At 63.3% G+C, this 18,207-nt stretch carries 17 protein-coding genes and 1 pseudogene; 16 read left to right on the top strand and 2 right to left on the bottom strand.

What is annotated here, in order from left to right; all coding sequences use genetic code 11:
* Positions 1-10 precede the first annotated feature (10 nt).
* Genes recG through ubiA form a run of 4 tightly spaced genes read left to right on the top strand, consistent with a single transcriptional unit; the run spans position 11 to position 4,801 of the window.
* Positions 11-2,065, top strand: a complete 2,055-nt coding sequence (gene recG / locus ACILRC_RS08560; RefSeq protein WP_395669030.1) for an ATP-dependent DNA helicase RecG — start codon at positions 11-13, stop codon at positions 2,063-2,065.
* A gap of 2 nt (positions 2,066-2,067) precedes the next feature.
* Positions 2,068-2,985, top strand: coding sequence for a DMT family transporter (locus tag ACILRC_RS08555; RefSeq protein ID WP_395668940.1), 918 nt, complete (start codon positions 2,068-2,070; stop codon positions 2,983-2,985).
* Positions 2,982-3,941, top strand: coding sequence for a LysR substrate-binding domain-containing protein (locus ACILRC_RS08550; RefSeq protein WP_395668939.1), 960 nt, complete (start codon positions 2,982-2,984; stop codon positions 3,939-3,941). Before ACILRC_RS08555 ends, ACILRC_RS08550 begins: the two co-directional genes overlap by 4 nt.
* Positions 3,938-4,801: a 4-hydroxybenzoate octaprenyltransferase gene (ubiA, locus tag ACILRC_RS08545; RefSeq protein ID WP_395668938.1), complete on the top strand. Its 864-nt coding sequence runs from the start codon at positions 3,938-3,940 to the stop codon at positions 4,799-4,801. The genes ACILRC_RS08550 and ubiA overlap by 4 nt, the downstream gene beginning before the upstream one ends.
* Before the next feature lie 99 nt (positions 4,802-4,900).
* On the opposite strand, the pseudogene ACILRC_RS08540 reads toward ubiA, so the two are convergent.
* Positions 4,901-5,014, bottom strand: a pseudogene (locus ACILRC_RS08540) (PsiF family protein); the annotation flags it as partial.
* 232 nt (positions 5,015-5,246) lie between these two features.
* On the opposite strand from ACILRC_RS08540, the gene argS reads away from it, so the two are divergent.
* The 12 genes from argS to ACILRC_RS08480 all read left to right on the top strand — a co-directional run bounded on the left by argS (position 5,247) and on the right by ACILRC_RS08480 (position 16,500).
* On the top strand, positions 5,247-6,932 hold the full coding sequence (argS, locus tag ACILRC_RS08535; RefSeq protein WP_395668937.1) for an arginine--tRNA ligase: 1,686 nt from the start codon (positions 5,247-5,249) through the stop codon (positions 6,930-6,932).
* A gap of 21 nt (positions 6,933-6,953) precedes the next feature.
* Positions 6,954-7,592, top strand: coding sequence for an SPOR domain-containing protein (locus ACILRC_RS08530; RefSeq protein ID WP_395668936.1), 639 nt, complete (start codon positions 6,954-6,956; stop codon positions 7,590-7,592).
* Positions 7,593-7,656: 64 nt separating this feature from the next.
* Positions 7,657-8,304 (top strand): thiol:disulfide interchange protein DsbA/DsbL, encoded by a 648-nt coding sequence (locus ACILRC_RS08525; protein ID WP_395668935.1) that lies wholly within the window; start codon positions 7,657-7,659, stop codon positions 8,302-8,304.
* Positions 8,305-8,398: 94 nt separating this feature from the next.
* Positions 8,399-9,328 carry an exopolyphosphatase gene (locus ACILRC_RS08520; protein WP_395668934.1) on the top strand — a complete coding sequence of 310 codons (930 nt, stop codon included), beginning with the start codon at positions 8,399-8,401 and terminating at the stop codon, positions 9,326-9,328.
* A gap of 70 nt (positions 9,329-9,398) precedes the next feature.
* Complete coding sequence (gene lptA, locus ACILRC_RS08515) at positions 9,399-10,022, top strand: lipopolysaccharide transport periplasmic protein LptA (protein ID WP_395668933.1); 624 nt, start codon at positions 9,399-9,401, stop codon at positions 10,020-10,022.
* Complete coding sequence (gene lptB / locus ACILRC_RS08510) at positions 10,019-10,774, top strand: LPS export ABC transporter ATP-binding protein (protein ID WP_395668932.1); 756 nt, start codon at positions 10,019-10,021, stop codon at positions 10,772-10,774. The genes lptA and lptB overlap by 4 nt, the downstream gene beginning before the upstream one ends.
* A gap of 9 nt (positions 10,775-10,783) precedes the next feature.
* Positions 10,784-12,358 carry an RNA polymerase factor sigma-54 gene (rpoN, locus tag ACILRC_RS08505; RefSeq protein WP_395668931.1) on the top strand — a complete coding sequence of 525 codons (1,575 nt, stop codon included), beginning with the start codon at positions 10,784-10,786 and terminating at the stop codon, positions 12,356-12,358.
* Positions 12,355-13,683 (top strand): class I SAM-dependent RNA methyltransferase, encoded by a 1,329-nt coding sequence (locus ACILRC_RS08500; RefSeq protein ID WP_395668930.1) that lies wholly within the window; start codon positions 12,355-12,357, stop codon positions 13,681-13,683. The genes rpoN and ACILRC_RS08500 overlap by 4 nt, the downstream gene beginning before the upstream one ends.
* Positions 13,684-13,694: 11 nt before the next feature.
* On the top strand, positions 13,695-14,120 hold the full coding sequence (locus ACILRC_RS08495; RefSeq protein ID WP_395668929.1) for a putative toxin-antitoxin system toxin component, PIN family: 426 nt from the start codon (positions 13,695-13,697) through the stop codon (positions 14,118-14,120).
* A 193-nt stretch (positions 14,121-14,313) separates the two neighbouring features.
* Positions 14,314-15,450, top strand: coding sequence for a diguanylate cyclase (locus tag ACILRC_RS08490; protein WP_395668928.1), 1,137 nt, complete (start codon positions 14,314-14,316; stop codon positions 15,448-15,450).
* Positions 15,451-15,678: 228 nt separating this feature from the next.
* A complete protein-coding gene (locus ACILRC_RS08485; RefSeq protein ID WP_395668927.1) occupies positions 15,679-16,110 on the top strand; it encodes an SRPBCC domain-containing protein in 432 nt (143 codons plus the stop codon).
* Positions 16,111-16,224: 114 nt separating this feature from the next.
* Positions 16,225-16,500, top strand: a complete 276-nt coding sequence (locus ACILRC_RS08480; RefSeq protein ID WP_395668926.1) for a hypothetical protein — start codon at positions 16,225-16,227, stop codon at positions 16,498-16,500.
* Positions 16,501-16,526: 26 nt separating this feature from the next.
* On the opposite strand, the gene ACILRC_RS08475 is transcribed toward ACILRC_RS08480, so the two are convergent.
* Positions 16,527-18,176 (bottom strand): FMN-binding glutamate synthase family protein, encoded by a 1,650-nt coding sequence (locus ACILRC_RS08475; protein ID WP_395668925.1) that lies wholly within the window; start codon positions 18,174-18,176, stop codon positions 16,527-16,529.
* Between the last annotated feature and the right edge of the window lie 31 nt (positions 18,177-18,207).

The raw sequence follows: 18,207 nt of genomic DNA, 5'->3' as shown, positions 1-18,207 counted from the left end.
GCCCACTGCCATGCAAAAAGCGCTGCACAAGCTGGGTCTCCAGCGCGATATCGACTTGGCCCTGCACCTGCCGCTGCGCTACGAAGACGAAACCCGCATCACCCGTTTGCGCGACGCCCGCGAGGGCGACACGCTGCAAATAGAGGCTGTGGTCACCCACTGCGAAGTCAGCTACCGCCCGCGCCGCCAGTTGGTGGTGACGGTGGACGATGGCTCAGGCACCTGCACGCTGCGCTTCTTCAACTTTTACCCTTCGCAGCAAAAGGCGCTGGCGGTAGGTAACCGCATCCGGGCACGCGGGGAAGTCAAGGGCGGGTTTCTGGGCTGGACCATGCTGCACCCCAGTTTTCGCGCCGCCGGTGGCGACCTGCCTACCGCACTCACCCCGATTTACCCCACTGTGGCCGGTTTGCCGCAGCCCTATTTGCGCAAGGCAGTGCTGGCGGGTCTGGCCCGGGCCGAACTTTCGGACACCTTTGCGCCAGGGGATCTAAGCCAGTTCAACCCGCATGCGCTGTGGACACTGCGCCAAGCCCTGCAGTTTTTGCACCATCCCACGCCCGATGTGTCGCTGGACACCTTGCAAGACCACAGCCACCCCGCGTGGCAGCGCCTCAAAGCTGAGGAGTTGCTGGCGCAGCAGCTCTCGCAGTTGCAGTCGCGCCGGGCACGCGCTGCGCTGCGCGCGCCGGTGCTGGCGGCGGTGCCGGGCGGCACGCTGCACCAGCGCTTGTTGGCCGCCTTGCCCTTTGGCCTGACGGCTGCGCAGCAGCGTGTGGGCACCGAGATTGCCGCCGACATGGCGCGCAGTGTGCCCATGCACCGCCTCCTGCAGGGCGATGTGGGCGCGGGCAAGACGGTGGTCGCCGCGCTGGCTGCGGCGCACTGCATAGCCGCGGGCTGGCAATGCGCGCTGATGGCACCCACCGAGCTGCTGGCCGAGCAACACTTTCGCAAACTCATTGGATGGCTCGAGCCTCTGGGCATCACCACCGCCTGGCTCACCGGCACCCAAAAAGCCAAAGACCGGCGCACCATGCTGGCGCTGATAGAAAGCGGCGCTGCGCAGCTGGTGGTGGGCACGCACGCAGTGATTCAGGAGAAGGTTAAGTTCAACAAGTTGGCGCTGGCCATCATCGATGAGCAGCACCGCTTTGGCGTGGCGCAGCGCCTGGCCTTGCGCGGCAAGCTGCAGCACGACGCGATGGAGCCGCACCTGCTGATGATGACGGCGACCCCCATCCCGCGCACCCTGGCCATGAGCTACTACGCCGACTTGGATGTCTCTACGCTCGACGAGCTGCCTCCCGGACGCACGCCGGTGGTGACCAAGCTGGTGGTGGATGCGCGGCGCGACGAGGTGGTCGAGCGCATCCGCGGGCAGATCGCGCAAGGCCGCCAGATTTACTGGGTCTGCCCACTGATTGAAGAAAGCGAGGCGCTGGATTTGCGCAACGCCACCCAGACCCACGCCGACTTGGCGCAGGCGCTGCAGGGCACGGTGCGCGCTGACGGCGCACCGGTGCTGGTGGGCCTGCTGCATTCGCGCATGGCGCCCGAGGACAAAAAGGCGGTGATGGCAGCCTTCGTCGCTGGCCTGGTGTCGGTGCTGGTGAGCACCACCGTGATCGAAGTGGGTGTGGATGTGCCCAACGCCTCGCTGATGGTGATCGAGCACGCCGAGCGCTTTGGCCTGAGTCAACTGCACCAATTGCGTGGCCGCGTGGGGCGTGGCGCAGCGGCTTCGGCCTGCGTGCTGCTGTATTCCACGGGCGACGGGCCGCGTTTGGGCGAGGCCGCGCGCGAGCGCCTGCGCGCCATGGCCGAGACCAACGACGGCTTCGAGATCGCCCGGCGCGATTTGGAGATCCGTGGCCCCGGCGAGTTCTTGGGCGCGCGCCAAAGCGGCGAGGCCCTGCTGCGCTTTGCCGACCTGGTCCGCGACGCTGCGTTGCTGGAGTGGGCCCGCCAGGAGGCACCCATGCTGCTGGACCGCCACCCGCACCTGGCGCAACAGCATGTGCAGCGCTGGCTGGGCGGCAAAGCAGAATTTTTGAAGGCCTAGTGGTGCGGCTACCTTTTCAGCTGAGGTTGCGAGGTGCTTGGCTGCGGCGCTCGGGCAACGCCCGTGGTATTGCGCTGGTGGTGCTGGCCATGTTGTGCTGGTCGGTGCTGGACGCTTGCAACAAGCATCTGATGCTGGGTGGCATGGCCCCCAAAGAGGTGCTGTACCTCCAGGCCACGGTGGTGCTGGTGATGCTGCTGCCGCTGGTGGTGTGGACCCGGGGCCGGGTGGTGGCCACGCGCCAGCCGCGCTTTCATTTACTGCGCGCCGGGCTGATTGCGACCTCGGCTTGGTGCGCCGCCTACGCCGTGGCGCACCTGCCGCTGGCCGAGGCCAGTGCCTACCTGATGGCCGGCGCGCTCTTCATGCTGCCCCTGGGCGTGTGGCTGCTGGGTGAGACGCCCCATGCGCTGCGCTGGGTGGGGGTGGTGGTGGGCTTTTCGGGCGTGCTCATTGTTTTGCAGCCGGGCGCTGCAACGTTGCACCCAGCCGCGTTGGTCGCTTTGCTGGGTGCGTTCATGGAGGCGATGCTCGGGGTGGTACTCAAAAAGTACTCGCAAGGGGAGCATCCGATCGCGGTGCTCACCTGGAGCCAGCTGGCCTGCTGGTGCACTTTTGGCGCGTTTACCGGGTTCGCCATGCCGGTGGTGCCGCAGGCGGGCTGGGTGCTGTTGCCAGTGATTGGCCTGACCGCCGCTGGTATCTACCTGGCCTATTTCTACGCCTACCGCAATGGTGAGGCCTCGGCGGTCGAGGCGGGCAGCTTTTCCTTGCTGCTGTTCAGCCCCGCGTTGGGTCGGGTGTTTTTTGCCGAGGTGCCGCCACTTCACTTTTGGTTCGGCGCGCTGCTGCTGGTGCTGGGTATTGCGCTGGTCGTGTTGGAGCCCAAGCGCAGCGCGCGCGCCACAATACGGCCATGACCCTGACCGAACTCAAATACATTGTGGCGGTGGCCCAGGAGCGCCACTTTGGCAAGGCCGCCGAGGCCTGTTTTGTGTCGCAACCGACGCTGTCGGTGGCGGTGAAAAAGCTTGAAGAGGAGTTGGACACCAAGCTGTTCGAGCGCAGCGCCAACGAGGTAACGGTGACCGCCTTGGGTGAAGAAATCGTGCGCCAGGCCCAAAGCGTTTTGGAGCGCGCTGCCCACATCAAAGACATTGCCAAGCGCGGCAAAGACCCGCTGGCCGGGCCACTCACGCTGGGGGTGATTTACACCATCGCGCCCTATCTGCTACCGGACCTGATGCGCCAGGCGATTGCCATGTCGCCCCAGATGCCTCTGATCGTGCAGGAGAACCTCACCGCCAAATTGCTGGAGCAACTTCGCAGCGGCGAGATCGATTGCGCGGTGCTGGCCGAACCCTTTGCTGACGCGGGCTTGGCGGTAGCACCGCTGTATGACGAGCCATTTTTTGCCGCCGTGCCCATGGGCCACCCATTGGCCGCGCAGACCCAGGTGACGGCAGAGCAGCTGCAGCGCGAAACCATGCTTTTGCTTGGCAACGGTCACTGTTTTCGTGACCATGTGCTGGAGGTGTGCCCGGAGTTCGCGCGGTTTTCCAGCAATGCGGCGGGAATCCGAAAGAGCTTTGAAGGCTCGTCCTTGGAGACCATCAAGTACATGGTGGCAGCTGGCATGGGCGTCACGCTAGTGCCGCGCCTAAGCGTTCCGCGTGCGGCGCTGGAGCAAAAGAAGCGACGCCAAGACGACGCGCTGGTGCGCTACCTGCCAGTGCACGCCGAAGCCGGTGCCGCACCGCCAACGCGCCGCGTGGTGCTGGCATGGCGGCGCAGCTTCACCCGCTACGAAGCGATTGCCGCGCTGCGCAATGCGATTTACGCCTGCGAGCTGCCAGGCGTGACCCGCCTGTCATGACCTACCCTGCCGCGTCCCGTCTGGCGCGCTACCTCGATTTGATTCGCTGGAACCGGCCCGCCGGCTGGCTGCTCCTGCTGTGGCCCAGCCTGTCTGCACTTTGGATTGCCTCCGGCGGTTTTCCGGGTTGGCACTTGTTGCTGGTGTTTACCTTGGGGACGGTGCTAATGCGCAGCGCGGGCTGCTGCATCAATGATGTGGCCGACCGCGAGTTTGACAAGCACGTCAAGCGCACCGCCAATCGCCCAGTCACCAGCGGTGCGGTCTCGGTGCGCGAGGCTTTGGGGCTGGGTGCGGGGCTTGCGTTGCTGGCGTTCGGCTTGGTGCTGACCACCCGGGTGGAGGCGGTGGCCTGGTCTTTCGCCGCCGTGGCGGTGGCCGTGGCGTACCCCTATGCGAAGCGCTTTGTTTCGATGCCGCAGGCGGTGCTCGGTGTGGCCTTCAGTTTTGGCGTGCCCATGGCCTACGCGGCGGTGCAGGGCACGGTGTCATTGCTGGCTTGGTTGCTGTTGGCGGGCAACCTGTTTTGGGTGCTGGCCTACGACACCGAGTACGCCATGGTGGACCGCGATGACGACCTGCGCATCGGTATCAAAACTTCGGCCATCACCCTCGGGCGCTGGGACGTACCAGCGGTGCTGGGCTTTTATGCGGTGTACCTGGCTGCCTGGTCGGCGCTGCTGCTGCCTCTGGTGGACCCATGGATTTGGGCGGTGGCCATGCTGTGCGCAGTCGTCCAGGTGGCGTGGCACGGCAACTTGATTTGGCAGCGCTCGCGCGAGGGGTGCTTCAAGGCCTTTCGCCTGAACCACTGGCTCGGCTTTACCGTGTTCTTGGGGGTGGCTTTAGGAATGCGTTGAGTCTGTGCAACGGCCCGGTGAGGGGCACGTTGCAGGCACTTTGCAGCAACGATGCAAGCATGTTGCGGACCCGATGCCGGGTGGGTAGCGTTTGCGTGCTTACTTGGCGCTCAGGCAGGTTTTCATGAACTGCTTGCGTGCGTCGCCAGAGAGCGATTTGGCTTTGGCGTCGGCGTTGCAGGTCTTCATTTTTTGCTGTTGCTTGGTGGGTTCTTTCTGGGCGGGTTCTTTTTCGGTTGCGGCCTGGGCGGGGGCCCACGCCAAACATGCGCCCAGTGCCAAAAGTGCGGTCCATTTTTTCATAGCGGTCCTTGGGGGTTAGAGCAGCGGTGCTGCGGGTGAAACACAAGCGGGCCGCGATTGCAGCATGTCCCCAGGGTGCCGCAGCGGGGCTTGTTCTGGCTTAGAACAATTGCGCACCAAGGTCGAACCGTAAAATCGACCGATGCACTCTGTCAAAACCGAACTCCTGGACGCACTTGCGTTTTGCCTTGAACAGATCCAGAGTGGGGCTGCCGCCAAAGCGGTTTTTGAGTCCCCCAAGGTTGCTTCTCACGGCGATCTGGCCACCACCGCAGCCATGCAGTTGGCCAAGCCGCTGAAGAAAAATCCGCGCCAACTGGCGGAAGACCTCTGCGCTGCTTTGCGCGCACAACCTGCCTTTGTGCGTTGGGTGGAAGCGGTGGAAGTGGCTGGCCCCGGATTTATCAACATCCGATTGGCAAGCGCTGCCAAGCAGACGGTGGTGCGCGACGTGCTGGCCCAGGGCGCGGCATTTGGCGTACAGCCCGCCATCGGGCAGCGCGTGCTGGTGGAGTTTGTGTCGGCCAATCCCACCGGGCCGTTGCATGTGGGGCATGGTCGCCAGGCGGCTTTGGGCGACGCCATCTGCAAGTTGCTGCAGACCCAAGGCTGGGAGGTGTACCGCGAGTTCTACTACAACGATGCCGGTGTGCAAATCGCCACGCTGGCGCACAGCACCCAGCTGCGGGCCCAGGGCTTCAAACCGGGCGATGCGCAATGGCCCAGCGGCGACAACGCAGCCGCGTACAACGGTGACTACATCGCCGACATCGCCAACGATTTTTTGGCGCGCAAGACCGTCCAGGCGGATGACCGCACCTTCTCCGCCAGCGGCGATGCGAGCGACCTTGACGGCATGCGGCAGTTCGCCGTCGCCTACTTGCGCCACGAGCAAGACCTCGACTTGCAGGCCTTCGCGGTCAAGTTCGACAACTACTACCTGGAGAGCAGCCTGTACACCAGCGGCAAGGTGGCTGACACCGTAGCCCGCTTGCAGGCCGCAGGCAAGACCTACGAGAAAGACGGCGCACTGTGGCTCCAGTCGACCGACTACGGTGACGACAAAGACCGCGTGATGCGCAAAGGCGACGGCAGCTACACCTACTTTGTGCCGGACGTGGCCTACCACATTGCCAAATGGGAGCGTGGCTTCCACAAGGTCGTCAACATCCAAGGTACCGACCACCACGGCACCATCGCCCGGGTGCGTGCCGGACTGCAAGCCGCAGGTGTCGGCATCCCAGTGGGCTATCCCGACTATGTGCTGCACACCATGGTGCGGGTGGTGCGCGGTGGGCAGGAGGTGAAAATTTCCAAGCGCGCCGGCAGCTATGTGACGCTGCGCGACCTGATTGAGTGGACCAGCAAGGACGCGGTGCGGTTCTTTCTGCTCTCGCGCAAGCCCGACACCGAGTACACCTTCGATATCGACCTGGCGATTGCCAAGAACAATGACAACCCGGTGTATTACGTGCAGTACGCCCATGCGCGCATCTGCTCGGTGTTGGCGGCCTGGGGTGGCGACCGCAGCGAATTGCAAGCGGCCGACCTGTCGTCCCTTACCAGCACGCCAGCGCAGGCGCTGATGCTGCTGCTGGCCAAGTACCCCGACATGCTGCGTGCGGCGGCGTTGGACTTTGCGCCCCACGACGTCACCTTCTACTTGCGCGAGTTGGCGGCCTCCTACCACAGCTACTACGATGCCGAACGCATCCTGGTGGACGACAGCGCGCAGCGGATGGCCCGCCTGGCCTTGGTCGCGGCCACTGCGCAGGTGCTGCACAATGGCCTGGGTGTGCTGGGGGTCAGTGCCCCGGACAAAATGTAAACCCTAAGTGAGAGCAATTGCATGATGCAGCAGCGCGGTGGAGCCTTTCTGGGCTTTGTGATCGGCGTCGTAGTCGGGCTGGCCAGTGCTTTGGCGGTAGCCATCTACGTGACCAAAGTGCCAGTGCCTTTCATGAACAAGGGTCAAACCCGCAACGCCGACCAAAACGAGGCCGAGGCCAAGAAGAACAAAGATTGGGACCCCAACGCACCGCTGTACGGCAAGCCTCCTGCCGCAGCGGCAACACCGGGGGGGCCGCAAGCGGCTGCCTCGGCGCCTGCTGCGGTGGCTTCCGCAGCTTCAGCCAGCGCGCCTTCGGCCGACAAAAAAACCGACCCCAAACCGGCGCCTTCCGCCGACCCGCTGGGTGATTTGGCCAAGGCCAAGACCGCGCCAAGCCAGCCCCCTGCGCCAGGGCAAGAGCCCTTTGTGTATTTCGTGCAGCTGGGCGCATACAGCAACGCTGAGGACGCTGAGAGTCAGCGCGCCAAGCTCTCACTCTCCGGTATTGAGGCAAAGATCAGCGAGCGCGAGCAGTCTGGCCGCACCGTCTACCGGGTGCGTGTCGGCCCGTTCGATAAGAAGGAAGACGGTGAGCGCAGCAAAGAAAAGCTCGCCCAGGCGGGGCTGGAGACTGCGCTGGTTCGGGTGCAGCGCTAGCGGGCATTGGGCGGTGCCGTCCTGAAGTTGATTTGCAGATACACAAGTGCATGTGGAGGCGCATATGAAACGACGAGAGTTTTCCCAAGTTGCTGTTGGTAGTGTTGCCGCCGCAGCTGCAGGCTGGGGTGGCGCGTCTTTCGCGCAAGGGCTGCGCGAGGGGGCCGACTATTTGGAGGTAAAGCCCCGCGCGCCGGTCGAAGCGGCTGTGGGCAAGATCGAGGTGGTCGAGTTTTTCTGGTACAGCTGCCCGCATTGCAACGCGTTCGAGCCGCTGCTCAAAACCTGGGCCGCCAAGGCCCCCGCTGACGTGGTTCTGCGGCGGGTGCCGGTGGCCTTCCGGGACGATTTCGTGCCGCAGCAGCGGCTGTACTTTGCTCTGGAGGCCATGCGCTTGGTAGACAAACTGCACTCCAAAGTGTTTGCCGCCATCCATGACGAAAAACAAACCCTTGCGCGAAGTGATGCGATCGCGCAGTGGGTCGCCAAGCAGGGCGTGGACATGGCCAAGTTCACTGAGCACTACAACTCGTTTGCAGTGGCCACCAAAGCCAGCCGCAGTGCCCAATTGCAAAACGCGTACAAGGTCGAAGGTGTGCCGGCCTTGGGTGTTGACGGGCGCTTCTATACCGATGGTTCGTTGGCCGGCAACGTGGGACGGTCCTTGCAGGTGGTGGACGGTTTGCTCCGAATGGTCCGGACTGCAAAGTAATATGACAGTGCGGCGCTGCGGTGCGGGCGCCGTCTTTCTTCGGACCCATCTTGGCGTCTAGAATCCTTGCTAATCTGTCAGCGGAGTGAAAGCTATGTCGAAAACAAAATACAGACTAATTACACGCAGCGATTTCGATGGCTTGGTATGCGCCGTGCTGCTCAAGGAATTAGAGCTAATCGACCATATCAAGTTTGTCCACCCCAAGGACATGCAAGACGGCAAGATCGAGGTCAGCGCCGGTGATATCACCACCAACCTGCCTTATGTGCCGGGCGTTCACATGTCATTTGACCACCATGTGTCTGAGTCCATCCGCAACGACTCGCAACCCAACCACGTCATCCAGCCCGACGCACCCTCTGCTGCGCGCGTGGTGTTCAACCACTACGGCGGCGCGCGCACTTTCGGCAACCGCTTTGACGCCATGCTCGCGGCTGTGGACAAGAGCGACTCAGCCCAATTCAGCCGCGAAGAGATTCTCGACCCCGACGGCTGGGTGCTGCTCAACTACCTGATGGATTCACGCACTGGTCTGGGTCGGTTTCGGGATTTCCGCGTCAGCAACTACCAGTTGATGATGGATCTGATCGACTACTGCCGAAGCCACGGAATTGAAGACATCCTCAAGCTGCCCGATGTCATCGAGCGGGTCGAACTGTACTTCGAGCACGCTGCCAAGGCCAAGGCGCAATTGCAACTGTGCACCACTGTCCACCACAACGTGGCAGTGCTCGATCTGCGGGACGAAGACACGATCTACGCCGTCAACCGCTTCATGATTTACGCCTTGTTTCCCACCACCAACATCTCCATCCATGCGCTGTGGGGTGTGCAAAAACAGAACACCGTTTTTGCGGTGGGCAAGTCGATTACCAACCGCTCGTCGCCCATCAACATCGGTGCGATGTTGTTGGAGTACGGTGGCGGCGGGCATGACAACGCAGGCACCTGCCAAATTCCCAACGCCAGCGCACCCGGTGTGTTGCGGGAGCTGATCGCCAAGATCAACGCCGCGAGTTGAAGCGCGCGGGCACTGCGCTAGCAGCGCTGGCTACAATGGCCTGCGCATCCAAAGCAAGTTTTGTGCCCTTATGATTTTTGACCCCCGCCCCATCATCTTTGCGCTTGCCGCAGCGGTGTTAGGCGCGTCCGCGTGGGCAGAAAACGCCGACCGCGACCGGCCTATGTCGATTGAGGCCGACGCGCTGCGTTATGACGACCTGAAGCAAACCAGCGTGTTCACCGGCCGCGTGGTGCTGACCAAGGGCAGCCTGATCTTGCGCGGTGCGCGTTTGGAGGTTCGGCAAGACGCCCAAGGCTACCAGTACGGCACGATCACCGGAAGCTCGGATGCACTGGCCTTCTTTCGCCAAAAACGCGAAGGGCTTGACGAGTTCATTGAGGGCGAGGCCGACACCATCGTTTACGACGGTAAAGCCGACACGGTGACCTTCACCAAGCGGGCGCAGCTGCGCCGTTACCGTGGCACTGCGCTGGGCGACGAGGTGAGTGGGGCCATCATCGTGTACGACAACCTGCGCGACCGCTTCACCGTCAATGGCAGCCTGAGCCCGGCAGTCGGCGGTACTGCTGCGCCAAGCACCGGTCGGGTGCGCGCCATCCTCATCCCCAAGTCCGAGCCCGTCAGCAGCAGCCCGTCGGTGCCACCAGTCACCCTGCGACCGTCAGACACCCTGGGGGGTGCGACCAAGTGAGTGAGTCAACCGCCGGCAGCCTCGAAGCACACCATCTCCAAAAGTCCTACGGCAAGCGCCAGGTCGTCAAAGACGTTTCGCTGGCGGTGCGCACCGGCGAAGTGGTAGGGCTCCTCGGGCCCAACGGCGCGGGGAAAACCACCTCGTTCTACATGATCGTGGGCCTGGTGCGCGCCAGCGCTGGCGACATCACGGTGGATGGCAAGTCCATCGAGCACATGCCCATCCACCGGCGCGCACGCTTGGGGCTGGGTTACCTGCCGCAAGAGGCATCGATCTTTCGCAAACTCAATGTGCAAGACAACGTGCGCGCTGTGCTGGAGTTGCAGCGCGACGCCAACGGCGCCCCGCTGTCGGGCCCCGAAATTGAGTCGCGCTTGACCGCGCTCTTGCAGGACCTGCGCGTCGAGCACTTGCGCGGGTCGTCGGCACTGGCGCTGTCGGGCGGCGAACGCCGACGGGTGGAGATTGCCCGGGCCTTGGCCACCAACCCCCGCTTCATCTTGCTGGACGAACCCTTTGCCGGCATCGACCCGATTGCAGTGATTGAGATCCAGCGCATCATCAACTTTCTTAAAGGCCGGGGTATCGGCGTGCTGATCACCGACCACAATGTGCGCGAGACCTTAGGCATTTGCGACCACGCTTACATCATCAGCGAGGGCCGGGTGCTGGCGCAGGGCACGCCCACCGAGATCGTCAACAACGCCGAGGTACGGCGTGTGTACCTGGGCGAGCATTTCCGCATGTAGGCCGGGGGGATGAAGCAGGGCCTTTCATTGCGGGTGTCGCAGCACCTGGCGCTCACGCCGCAGCTGCAACAGTCGATCCGCCTTTTGCAAATATCCACGTTGGAGCTCGGCCAGGAAATCGAGCAAATGCTCGACGAAAACCCGTTTCTGGAACGTAGCGAAGAGCAGGCAGTGCGCGAGGAGTTTGGCATCGCCCAGAGTGATACGCCGGTACACGCAGCCGACCTCGCCTTCGAGCAAGCCGCCTATACCAGCACCGCCTCGACCAGCGCCGATGAAGCCGAACCGACCGCGCGCGAGGTCGACGAGGCACCCAACTGGGATGGCGACGGCAGCACCGAGTTGCACCATGACGACAGCGAGTGGGGCACCGAGGCCAGCGCGCGCACCCACCATGCCACATCGGACGACGACACCGATCCTGCCGAGTTGGCCCGCGCCCACACCAGCTTGCAGTCGCATCTGCAGCGGCAGACCTCGGGTCTGCGCCTGTGCGCAGAAGACCGCGCGGCGCTGCTGTTCCTGATTGGGTCGCTCAACCACGAAGGCTATTTGGAAGAGTCCTTGGAGGACTTGGCGCGCAGCCTGAACCCGCCAGACGAGGCGCAGCGCGACCAATTGCTGCACCATCTTGCGGTGGCTTTGGGTCTGCTGCACAGCATGGAGCCCGTGGGTGTGGGTGCCCGTGACCTGGGCGAGTGCTTGCGCCTGCAAATCAAGGCCCTGCTGGTCGAGGCCGTCCCTGCCGAGTGCGAGGTCTTGCAAGTGGCCTTGCGCGTGTGCGAGCAGCCTATGGAGATGCTGGCGCGGCGCGACATCAAGCGGCTGGTACAACTAGGCTTGGGAAGCGATGCGCAGGTGCGCGAAGCCATCGCCCGCATCGCCCGCTTGGAGCCCAAACCGGGGCGGCGCTTTGTCGATGTGGAGCGCAACATTGTGGTTCCTGATGTGCTGGTGCTGCAGTTGCCTGCCAGCGCCAAGTCAGTGCAGCCCCGGTTTCGCGTGGTGCTCAACCCCGATGTCATGCCGCGCCTGAAGGTGCACGACATTTACGCCAACGTGCTGCGCAACCACCGCGGCGGTAAAGACAGCGCCAGCCATGCCGCCTTGCAGCAGCGCCTGCAGGAGGCGCGCTGGTTTATCAAAAACATCCAGCAGCGCTTTGACACCATTTTGCGGGTGAGTACTGCCATCGTGGAGCGGCAGAAAAGTTTTTTCGTCCACGGCGAACTGGCCATGCGCCCGCTGGTGCTGCGAGAGATTGCCGACGAGTTGGGCCTGCACGAGTCCACCATCAGCCGCGTCACCACCGCCAAGTACATGTCCACACCCTTGGGTACCTACGAGCTGAAGTACTTTTTTGGCTCCGGCCTGGGCACCGAGTCGGGTGGTAACGCATCCAGTACCGCGGTGCGCGCGCTCATCAAGCAGTTCGTCCAAGCCGAAAATCCTAAGCGCCCCTTGAGCGACAGCCAGATCTCCGACATGCTCAAAGAGCAGGGTATCGAATGCGCGCGGCGCACCGTGGCCAAATACCGCGAGGGCCTCAAGATTGCCCCCGCCACCTTACGCAAAGCGCTATGAACCCACTGCACCTTTTCCTGCCCTGCGCCGCGGGTGTTGAGGACTATCTCGCGCCCGAAGTCTTGCAAATCACCGCGCTACCACCGGGCTGCATCACCAAGCAACGCGGCGGCGTGGCGGTGCGCGGTTCGTTTGATCATGCAATGCGCCTGAACTTGCACTGCCGCCTCGCGCAGCGGGTGCTGGTGCTGCTCTCCACCACCGAGTACCGCAGCGAGGCCGACTTGTACCGCGCGGCCCTGGCCGTGCCGTGGGAGCGCTGGTTTACCCCGCGCGAGAGCATCAAAGTAGAAGTCACCGCACAGCACAGCCCGCTGACCTCGCTGAACTTTGCCGCGCTCAAAGTCAAGGACGCGGTGTGCGACCGCTTTCGTGACACCGCAGGCGGCGTGCGGCCCAATGTGGACACCCAGCGCCCCGATGTGCGCATCTACGTCCACCTGACTACCGACACCTGCGCGCTGTACATCGACACCTCGGGCGAGCCGCTTTTCAAACGCGGTTGGCGCGAGGACACGGGCGATGCGCCCCTCAAGGAAACCCTGGCAGCAGCCATGATCGCCGCCAGCGGCTGGGCAGCAGGCGATGAAGACCTGTTGCCCTTGTACGACCCCTGTTGCGGCAGCGGCACCATCGCCATCGAAGCCGCGCAGATTGCTTGCAACATCGCCGCCGGTTCGCTGCGCCGCTTCGCGTTCGAAAAATATGTGCTTTTTCAGCGCCAGGTTTGGTCCGACATGCAGGCGCAGGCGGCAGCGCAAATCGTCAAGCCTGAGCCAGGCCAGACCGCCCTGATTTACGGCAGCGACGTGTCGCACCGCATGGTCGACTTTGCCCAGCGCAATGCACAGCGCGCCGGCGTGGCCGACGTCATCGAGTTTCGCGGCGGCGACGCGCTGCAGCGCATGCCGCCGATTGCGCTCGCGGGCGTCATGCTGCTCAACCCGCCGTATGGCGAGCGCATCGGCATTGGCGGTGTGGCCGGCGATGGCCGCAGCGGGGCACAGGGTCCGGCAGCGCAGACTCGCTTTGGCGCGCGAGAGCTGGCGCACACCGACGACGGCGGCGCGTTCTTCACCCAGCTGGCCAGCCACTGGAAAAAGCACTTCAGCGGCTGGAGCGCATGGATGCTCACCCCCGACCTGAAGCTGCCCGGCAAGATGCGCCTCAAAGAATCGCGCCGCGTGCCCATGTGGAACGGTCCGCTGGAATGTCGCCTCTTCAAATTCGACCTGGTCGCCGGGCGCATGGACAAAGACAAGGCCGCGCTGCCCAACCCGGCTGGCGCTAGCAGCAGCATCAACGTTCAGGGCGGCCAGCGCTAAACCAACACGCCATGACCCAAGCGACCGCCGTGCTGGACACCAACATCGTGCTCGACCTGTGGGTGTTCTCCGACGCCGCCACGCAGGAATTGCATGCTGCATTGCACAGCGCTGCCTTGCAATGGATTGCCACCGCGGACATGCGCGAAGAGTTGGTGCGCGTGCTGGCCTATCCCCACATCGCCGCGCGCTTGGCCCACCACCAACGCAGTGCGCCCGCGGTGCTGGCGCAGTTCGACGCCTTGGCTGCGCTGCAACCGGTGGCCAGCAAAGCGCAAGTGACCTGCAAAGACCCTGACGACCAAAAGTTCATTGACCTTGCGGTGGTCCACCGCGCGGTGCTGCTGAGCAAAGACAAAGCGGTGTTGTGCATGGCCAAGCGCTTGGCGGTGCTCGGTGTGATCGTGCGGCGGCAGTGGGGACCGGCGGCTGCCTAGCGCAACCAAGCCCCGCGGAGCAAAGCCCTTATTTGCAAGGTCAACTCCAACCGGTACGATAGCCACGCTGTCCCACTTCACACAAGCGTTGAGTTGATGAAGAAAACTGCCTCTCCACCGTGGAACGTTGCCGCCGAAAACCGCAACCCTGGCGGGGCGCGCCCCGCTGCAGAGCGTCTCCTGGAGCGGCACCTTGGAAGCGGCTGATCCAGCACCGCCTGGAGCAGACAGTGTGCGTCGCGGCATCAGGCTGGCCCGCCGGACCTACCCGCCGCGCATCGTTGGCTTGGCCCTGGGTTCGCTGTGTGCTGGGGCCGGTATGTACCAAGCCGACGCACCGCTGTGGGTTTGGTGCCTCATGCTGGTCTACTGTGCTGCTTGGCCACACATCGCATTTCAAATCAGTATCAACGCGTCCTCGCCGTTTGAGGCCGAACGCAGAAACGTGCTGGTGGATTCCTTCGCTGGCGGTATCTGGCCGGTGGCCATGGCCTTCAACCTCCTGCCCAGCGTGCTCTTGGTCGCCGCGCTGGCGATGAACAACTATTCGATTGGCGGAGCCAGACTTTTTCTCAAGGGCGTGGTTGCGCACATTGCGGGCGCAGGCCTTGCCATCGTGTTTCTGGGGCTAGAGTTCCAACCGGAATCCAACTTCCTGACCGTGCTGCTGTGTGTGCCCTTTCTCCTGAGCTACCCGCTGGTGATGGGGCTGGTGATGCACCGCTTGTCGGTCCAGCTGAGCCAGCGCACGGGAGAACTCCTTCTGGAAAAGCGCCGGGCCGATGAAGCCAACCTCGCCAACACCCGCGCCTTGTCCGAAGCGGCCTTGCGCGACGACCTCACCGGGCTTTTCAACCGGCGCCATATGCAGGAGTTACTCACGCAGCAGCGCTTGGCCTGCCAGCGCTCTGGCGACCGCTTTGCGTTGGCGCTCATCGACCTGGATCACTTCAAGCACATCAACGACACCCACGGTCACGCCACAGGCGACAACGTACTGCGTGCCTTTGCCGAGCACGTCGGCGCGGCGATGCGCGGCACCGACACTTTGGGACGCTGGGGCGGGGAGGAGTTTCTCGTCCTGTTCGCCAGCAGCACCGCCAACGAGGCGACGCAGGGCGTGGAGCGCTTGCGCCACGCCGTGGCTGCAGCGGTGGTGGCCACACCCTCTGGCCAAGCACTGACGTTTACAGTATCCGTTGGCCTGACCGAGCACGTGTCACCCGAATCCGTCGACGCCCTGGTCGAACGCGCCGACCGCGCGATGTACCAGGCCAAGTCGCTGGGCCGCAATCGGGTCGTTACGCTGCTGGCTGCGCCGCAGGTGTGATGGGACTTTCAGACAACGCTTTGCTCTTGACCATGGCCGCGCATGTCGGCCTCACCGCTTTTGTCTATGCATTGCTCACCGTCGCACGTGCGCCCGAAGTCTGGGGCGCTGGTCGTGTTCCAGTCATTTGGGGGATAGGTCCCAAACCACGAGGCAGTTGAGCCCAAACTTGCCCCACGATTCACACCAGCCGCACAGCTGGGTCATTCAACACACACCTGCCGCACCATGCAAGACGACCGCACCCTAAGCACCGCCAGAACGCTGCCCTTCTCGCCCGAGGCCATTTACGCGGCGTTCGCATCGGGTTCAGTACTTGCGTCTTGGTGGGGTCCTGATGGCTTCACCAACAGCTTCGACACCTTTGACTTCGTGCCGGGCGGAAAGTGGCTCTTCACCATGCACGGGCCCGACGGGAAGAACTACGCGAACACGAGTTACTTCGCCGCCCTGGAGCCAGCGGTGCGCATCGTCATTCGGCACGACTGTGCGCCGTACTTCACCCTCACGGTTGGCCTCAGCCCGGTAGAGGGTGGAACGCTGTTGACCTGGGAGCAGGCCTTCGACGATGCTGAAACCGCCCATGCGGTAAAGGCCATCGTGGGCAGTGCCAATGAGCAAAACCTTGACCGACTCACCCGGGCGCTTGGTCGAGCGTAGGCTGCCGCGTAGGCAGCTCAAGGTAGTGCAGGAACGTGTTCTGACCACTGGCAGAATCGCCGTCAGGATGCTTAACCATCCCACTGACAACCATCACCTCATCAAGGAAACAACATGCAAATCAAGCCTTCCCTCGTATTCGCTAGCCTTTTCACGGTGCTGTGCCTGCTCGCACCCGCCGCGCACGCCGCTTCCGACTGCGAAGCCAAGGCGCTCAGCAAAGATGGCAAGCCTTTGTACGGCGCTGCCAAGGCGGCGTTTGTCAAAAAGTGTGAGTCCGAGTCGGGTGCTGCCCCAAGCTGCGCAGACAAAGCCATTGACAAGAACGGCAAGGCGCTCGCTGGCGCGGCCAAGACCGCCTTTATGAAGAAGTGTGAGGCAGGCAAGTAAGCCCGCGCGCTCGGTAGCGGCGACTTTCAGACGCTGATGGTGCGTGCGTCGTCGGCCTGCAGCAAAAAGCTGTCGGCCACGGCGCGGGGCCAGGTTTGGCGGTAAATCCTGGGCAGGGCCTGCAGGTCGCTCTCCAGCAGGGCGCGGTCGGGCAGTTGCGTCAAGATCAGCTGCGCCAGCGAGCGCACCTTTTGGTCGGTGGCGCGGCGCACGATGTGGTGCGCAGTGATTTGGTTGGGGTGATCGATGCCAGCGGCTTGCACCAGCTCTTGCAGTGCGTGCAGGGTCTGTTGGTGGAAGTTGTACACCCGCGTGGCCTTGTCGCCCACCACCAGCGATTTTTGTCGGATCGGGTCTTGGGTGGTGACGCCGGTGGGGCAGTTGCCGGTGTGGCAGGTCTGTGCTTGCAGGCAGCCCAGCGCAAACATGAAGCCGCGCGCGCTGTTGCACCAATCGGCACCCAGCGCCATCAGGCGCGCAATGTCAAACGCGCTTACCACTTTGCCTGCTGCGCCTATCTTGACTTTGTCGCGCAGGCCCACGCCACGCAGGGTGTTGTGTACCAGCATTAAACCTTCCTGCAGGGGCGAGCCCACATGGTCGGTGAACTCCACCGGTGCCGCGCCGGTGCCGCCCTCGGCGCCATCAACCACGATGAAGTCTGGCGTGATGCCGGTGGCCAGCATGGCCTTGACCATGGCAAACCACTCCCACGGGTGACCGATGCACAGCTTGAAGCCGGTGGGTTTTCCGCCCGACAAAGTGCGCAGGGTTTCGATGAACTGCATCATCTCCACCGGCGTGGAAAACGCGCTGTGCGAGGCCGGCGAAACACAGTCCACGCCCACCGGCACGCCGCGTGCTGCGGCGATTTCTGAGGTTACTTTGGCGCCGGGCAGCATGCCGCCGTGGCCGGGCTTGGCGCCTTGGCTGAGCTTGAGCTCGATCATCTTGACCTGCGGGTCGGCAGCGTTGGCGGCAAACTTCTCGGCGTTGAAACTGCCGTCGTCGTTGCGGCAGCCAAAGTAGCCCGAGGCAATTTCCCAAATCAGGTCACCACCATGCACCCGGTGGTGCACCGAGATGCTGCCTTCGCCGGTGTCGTGCGCAAAGCCGCCGCGCTTGGCACCGGCGTTGAGTGCCAGGATGGCATTGGCGCTGAGCGCGCCAAAGCTCATGGCCGAGATGTTGAACACGCTGCAGCTGTAGGGCTGGGCGCGGTGCGCGCCAATGAGCACCCGAAAATCGTGCGACGTAATCTTGGAGGGCGACACCGAATGGTTCATCCACTCGTAGCCCTCGGCGTGCACATCCATTTGCGTGCCAAAGGGGCGCTTGTCCGGGTCGCCCTTGGCGCGCTGGTACACCAGTGAGCGCTGCGCGCGCGAGAAGGGTGTGGCCTCGTTGTCGTCTTCAATGAAGTACTGGCGAATCTCGGGGCGTATGAATTCGAGCGCAAAACGCAGGTGGCCGATGATGGGGTAGTTGCGCAGAATAGAGCGCTTGGCCTGGCGCATGTCGGACACGCCGATGGCCACCAGCGTGCCGCACAGCAGCAGCCCCGCAAAGCCCTCGCCAAATACCAGCAGGCTAAACAGGCTCAGGAGTAAACCAAAGCAGCTCAGGCCAAACACGGTGTAACGGATGGGGAAAATCTTGTCGAGGTAATCAAACATGTGCACGCTCCTGGGGCGCGACAATACCAGC

The sequence above is a fragment of the Rhodoferax sp. genome, from assembly GCF_044236835.1.
GTDB lineage: Bacteria > Pseudomonadota > Gammaproteobacteria > Burkholderiales > Burkholderiaceae_C > Allorhodoferax.
The sequence above is the reverse complement of the archived record's forward strand: the minus strand, read 5'-3'. Positions and strand labels throughout refer to the sequence as shown.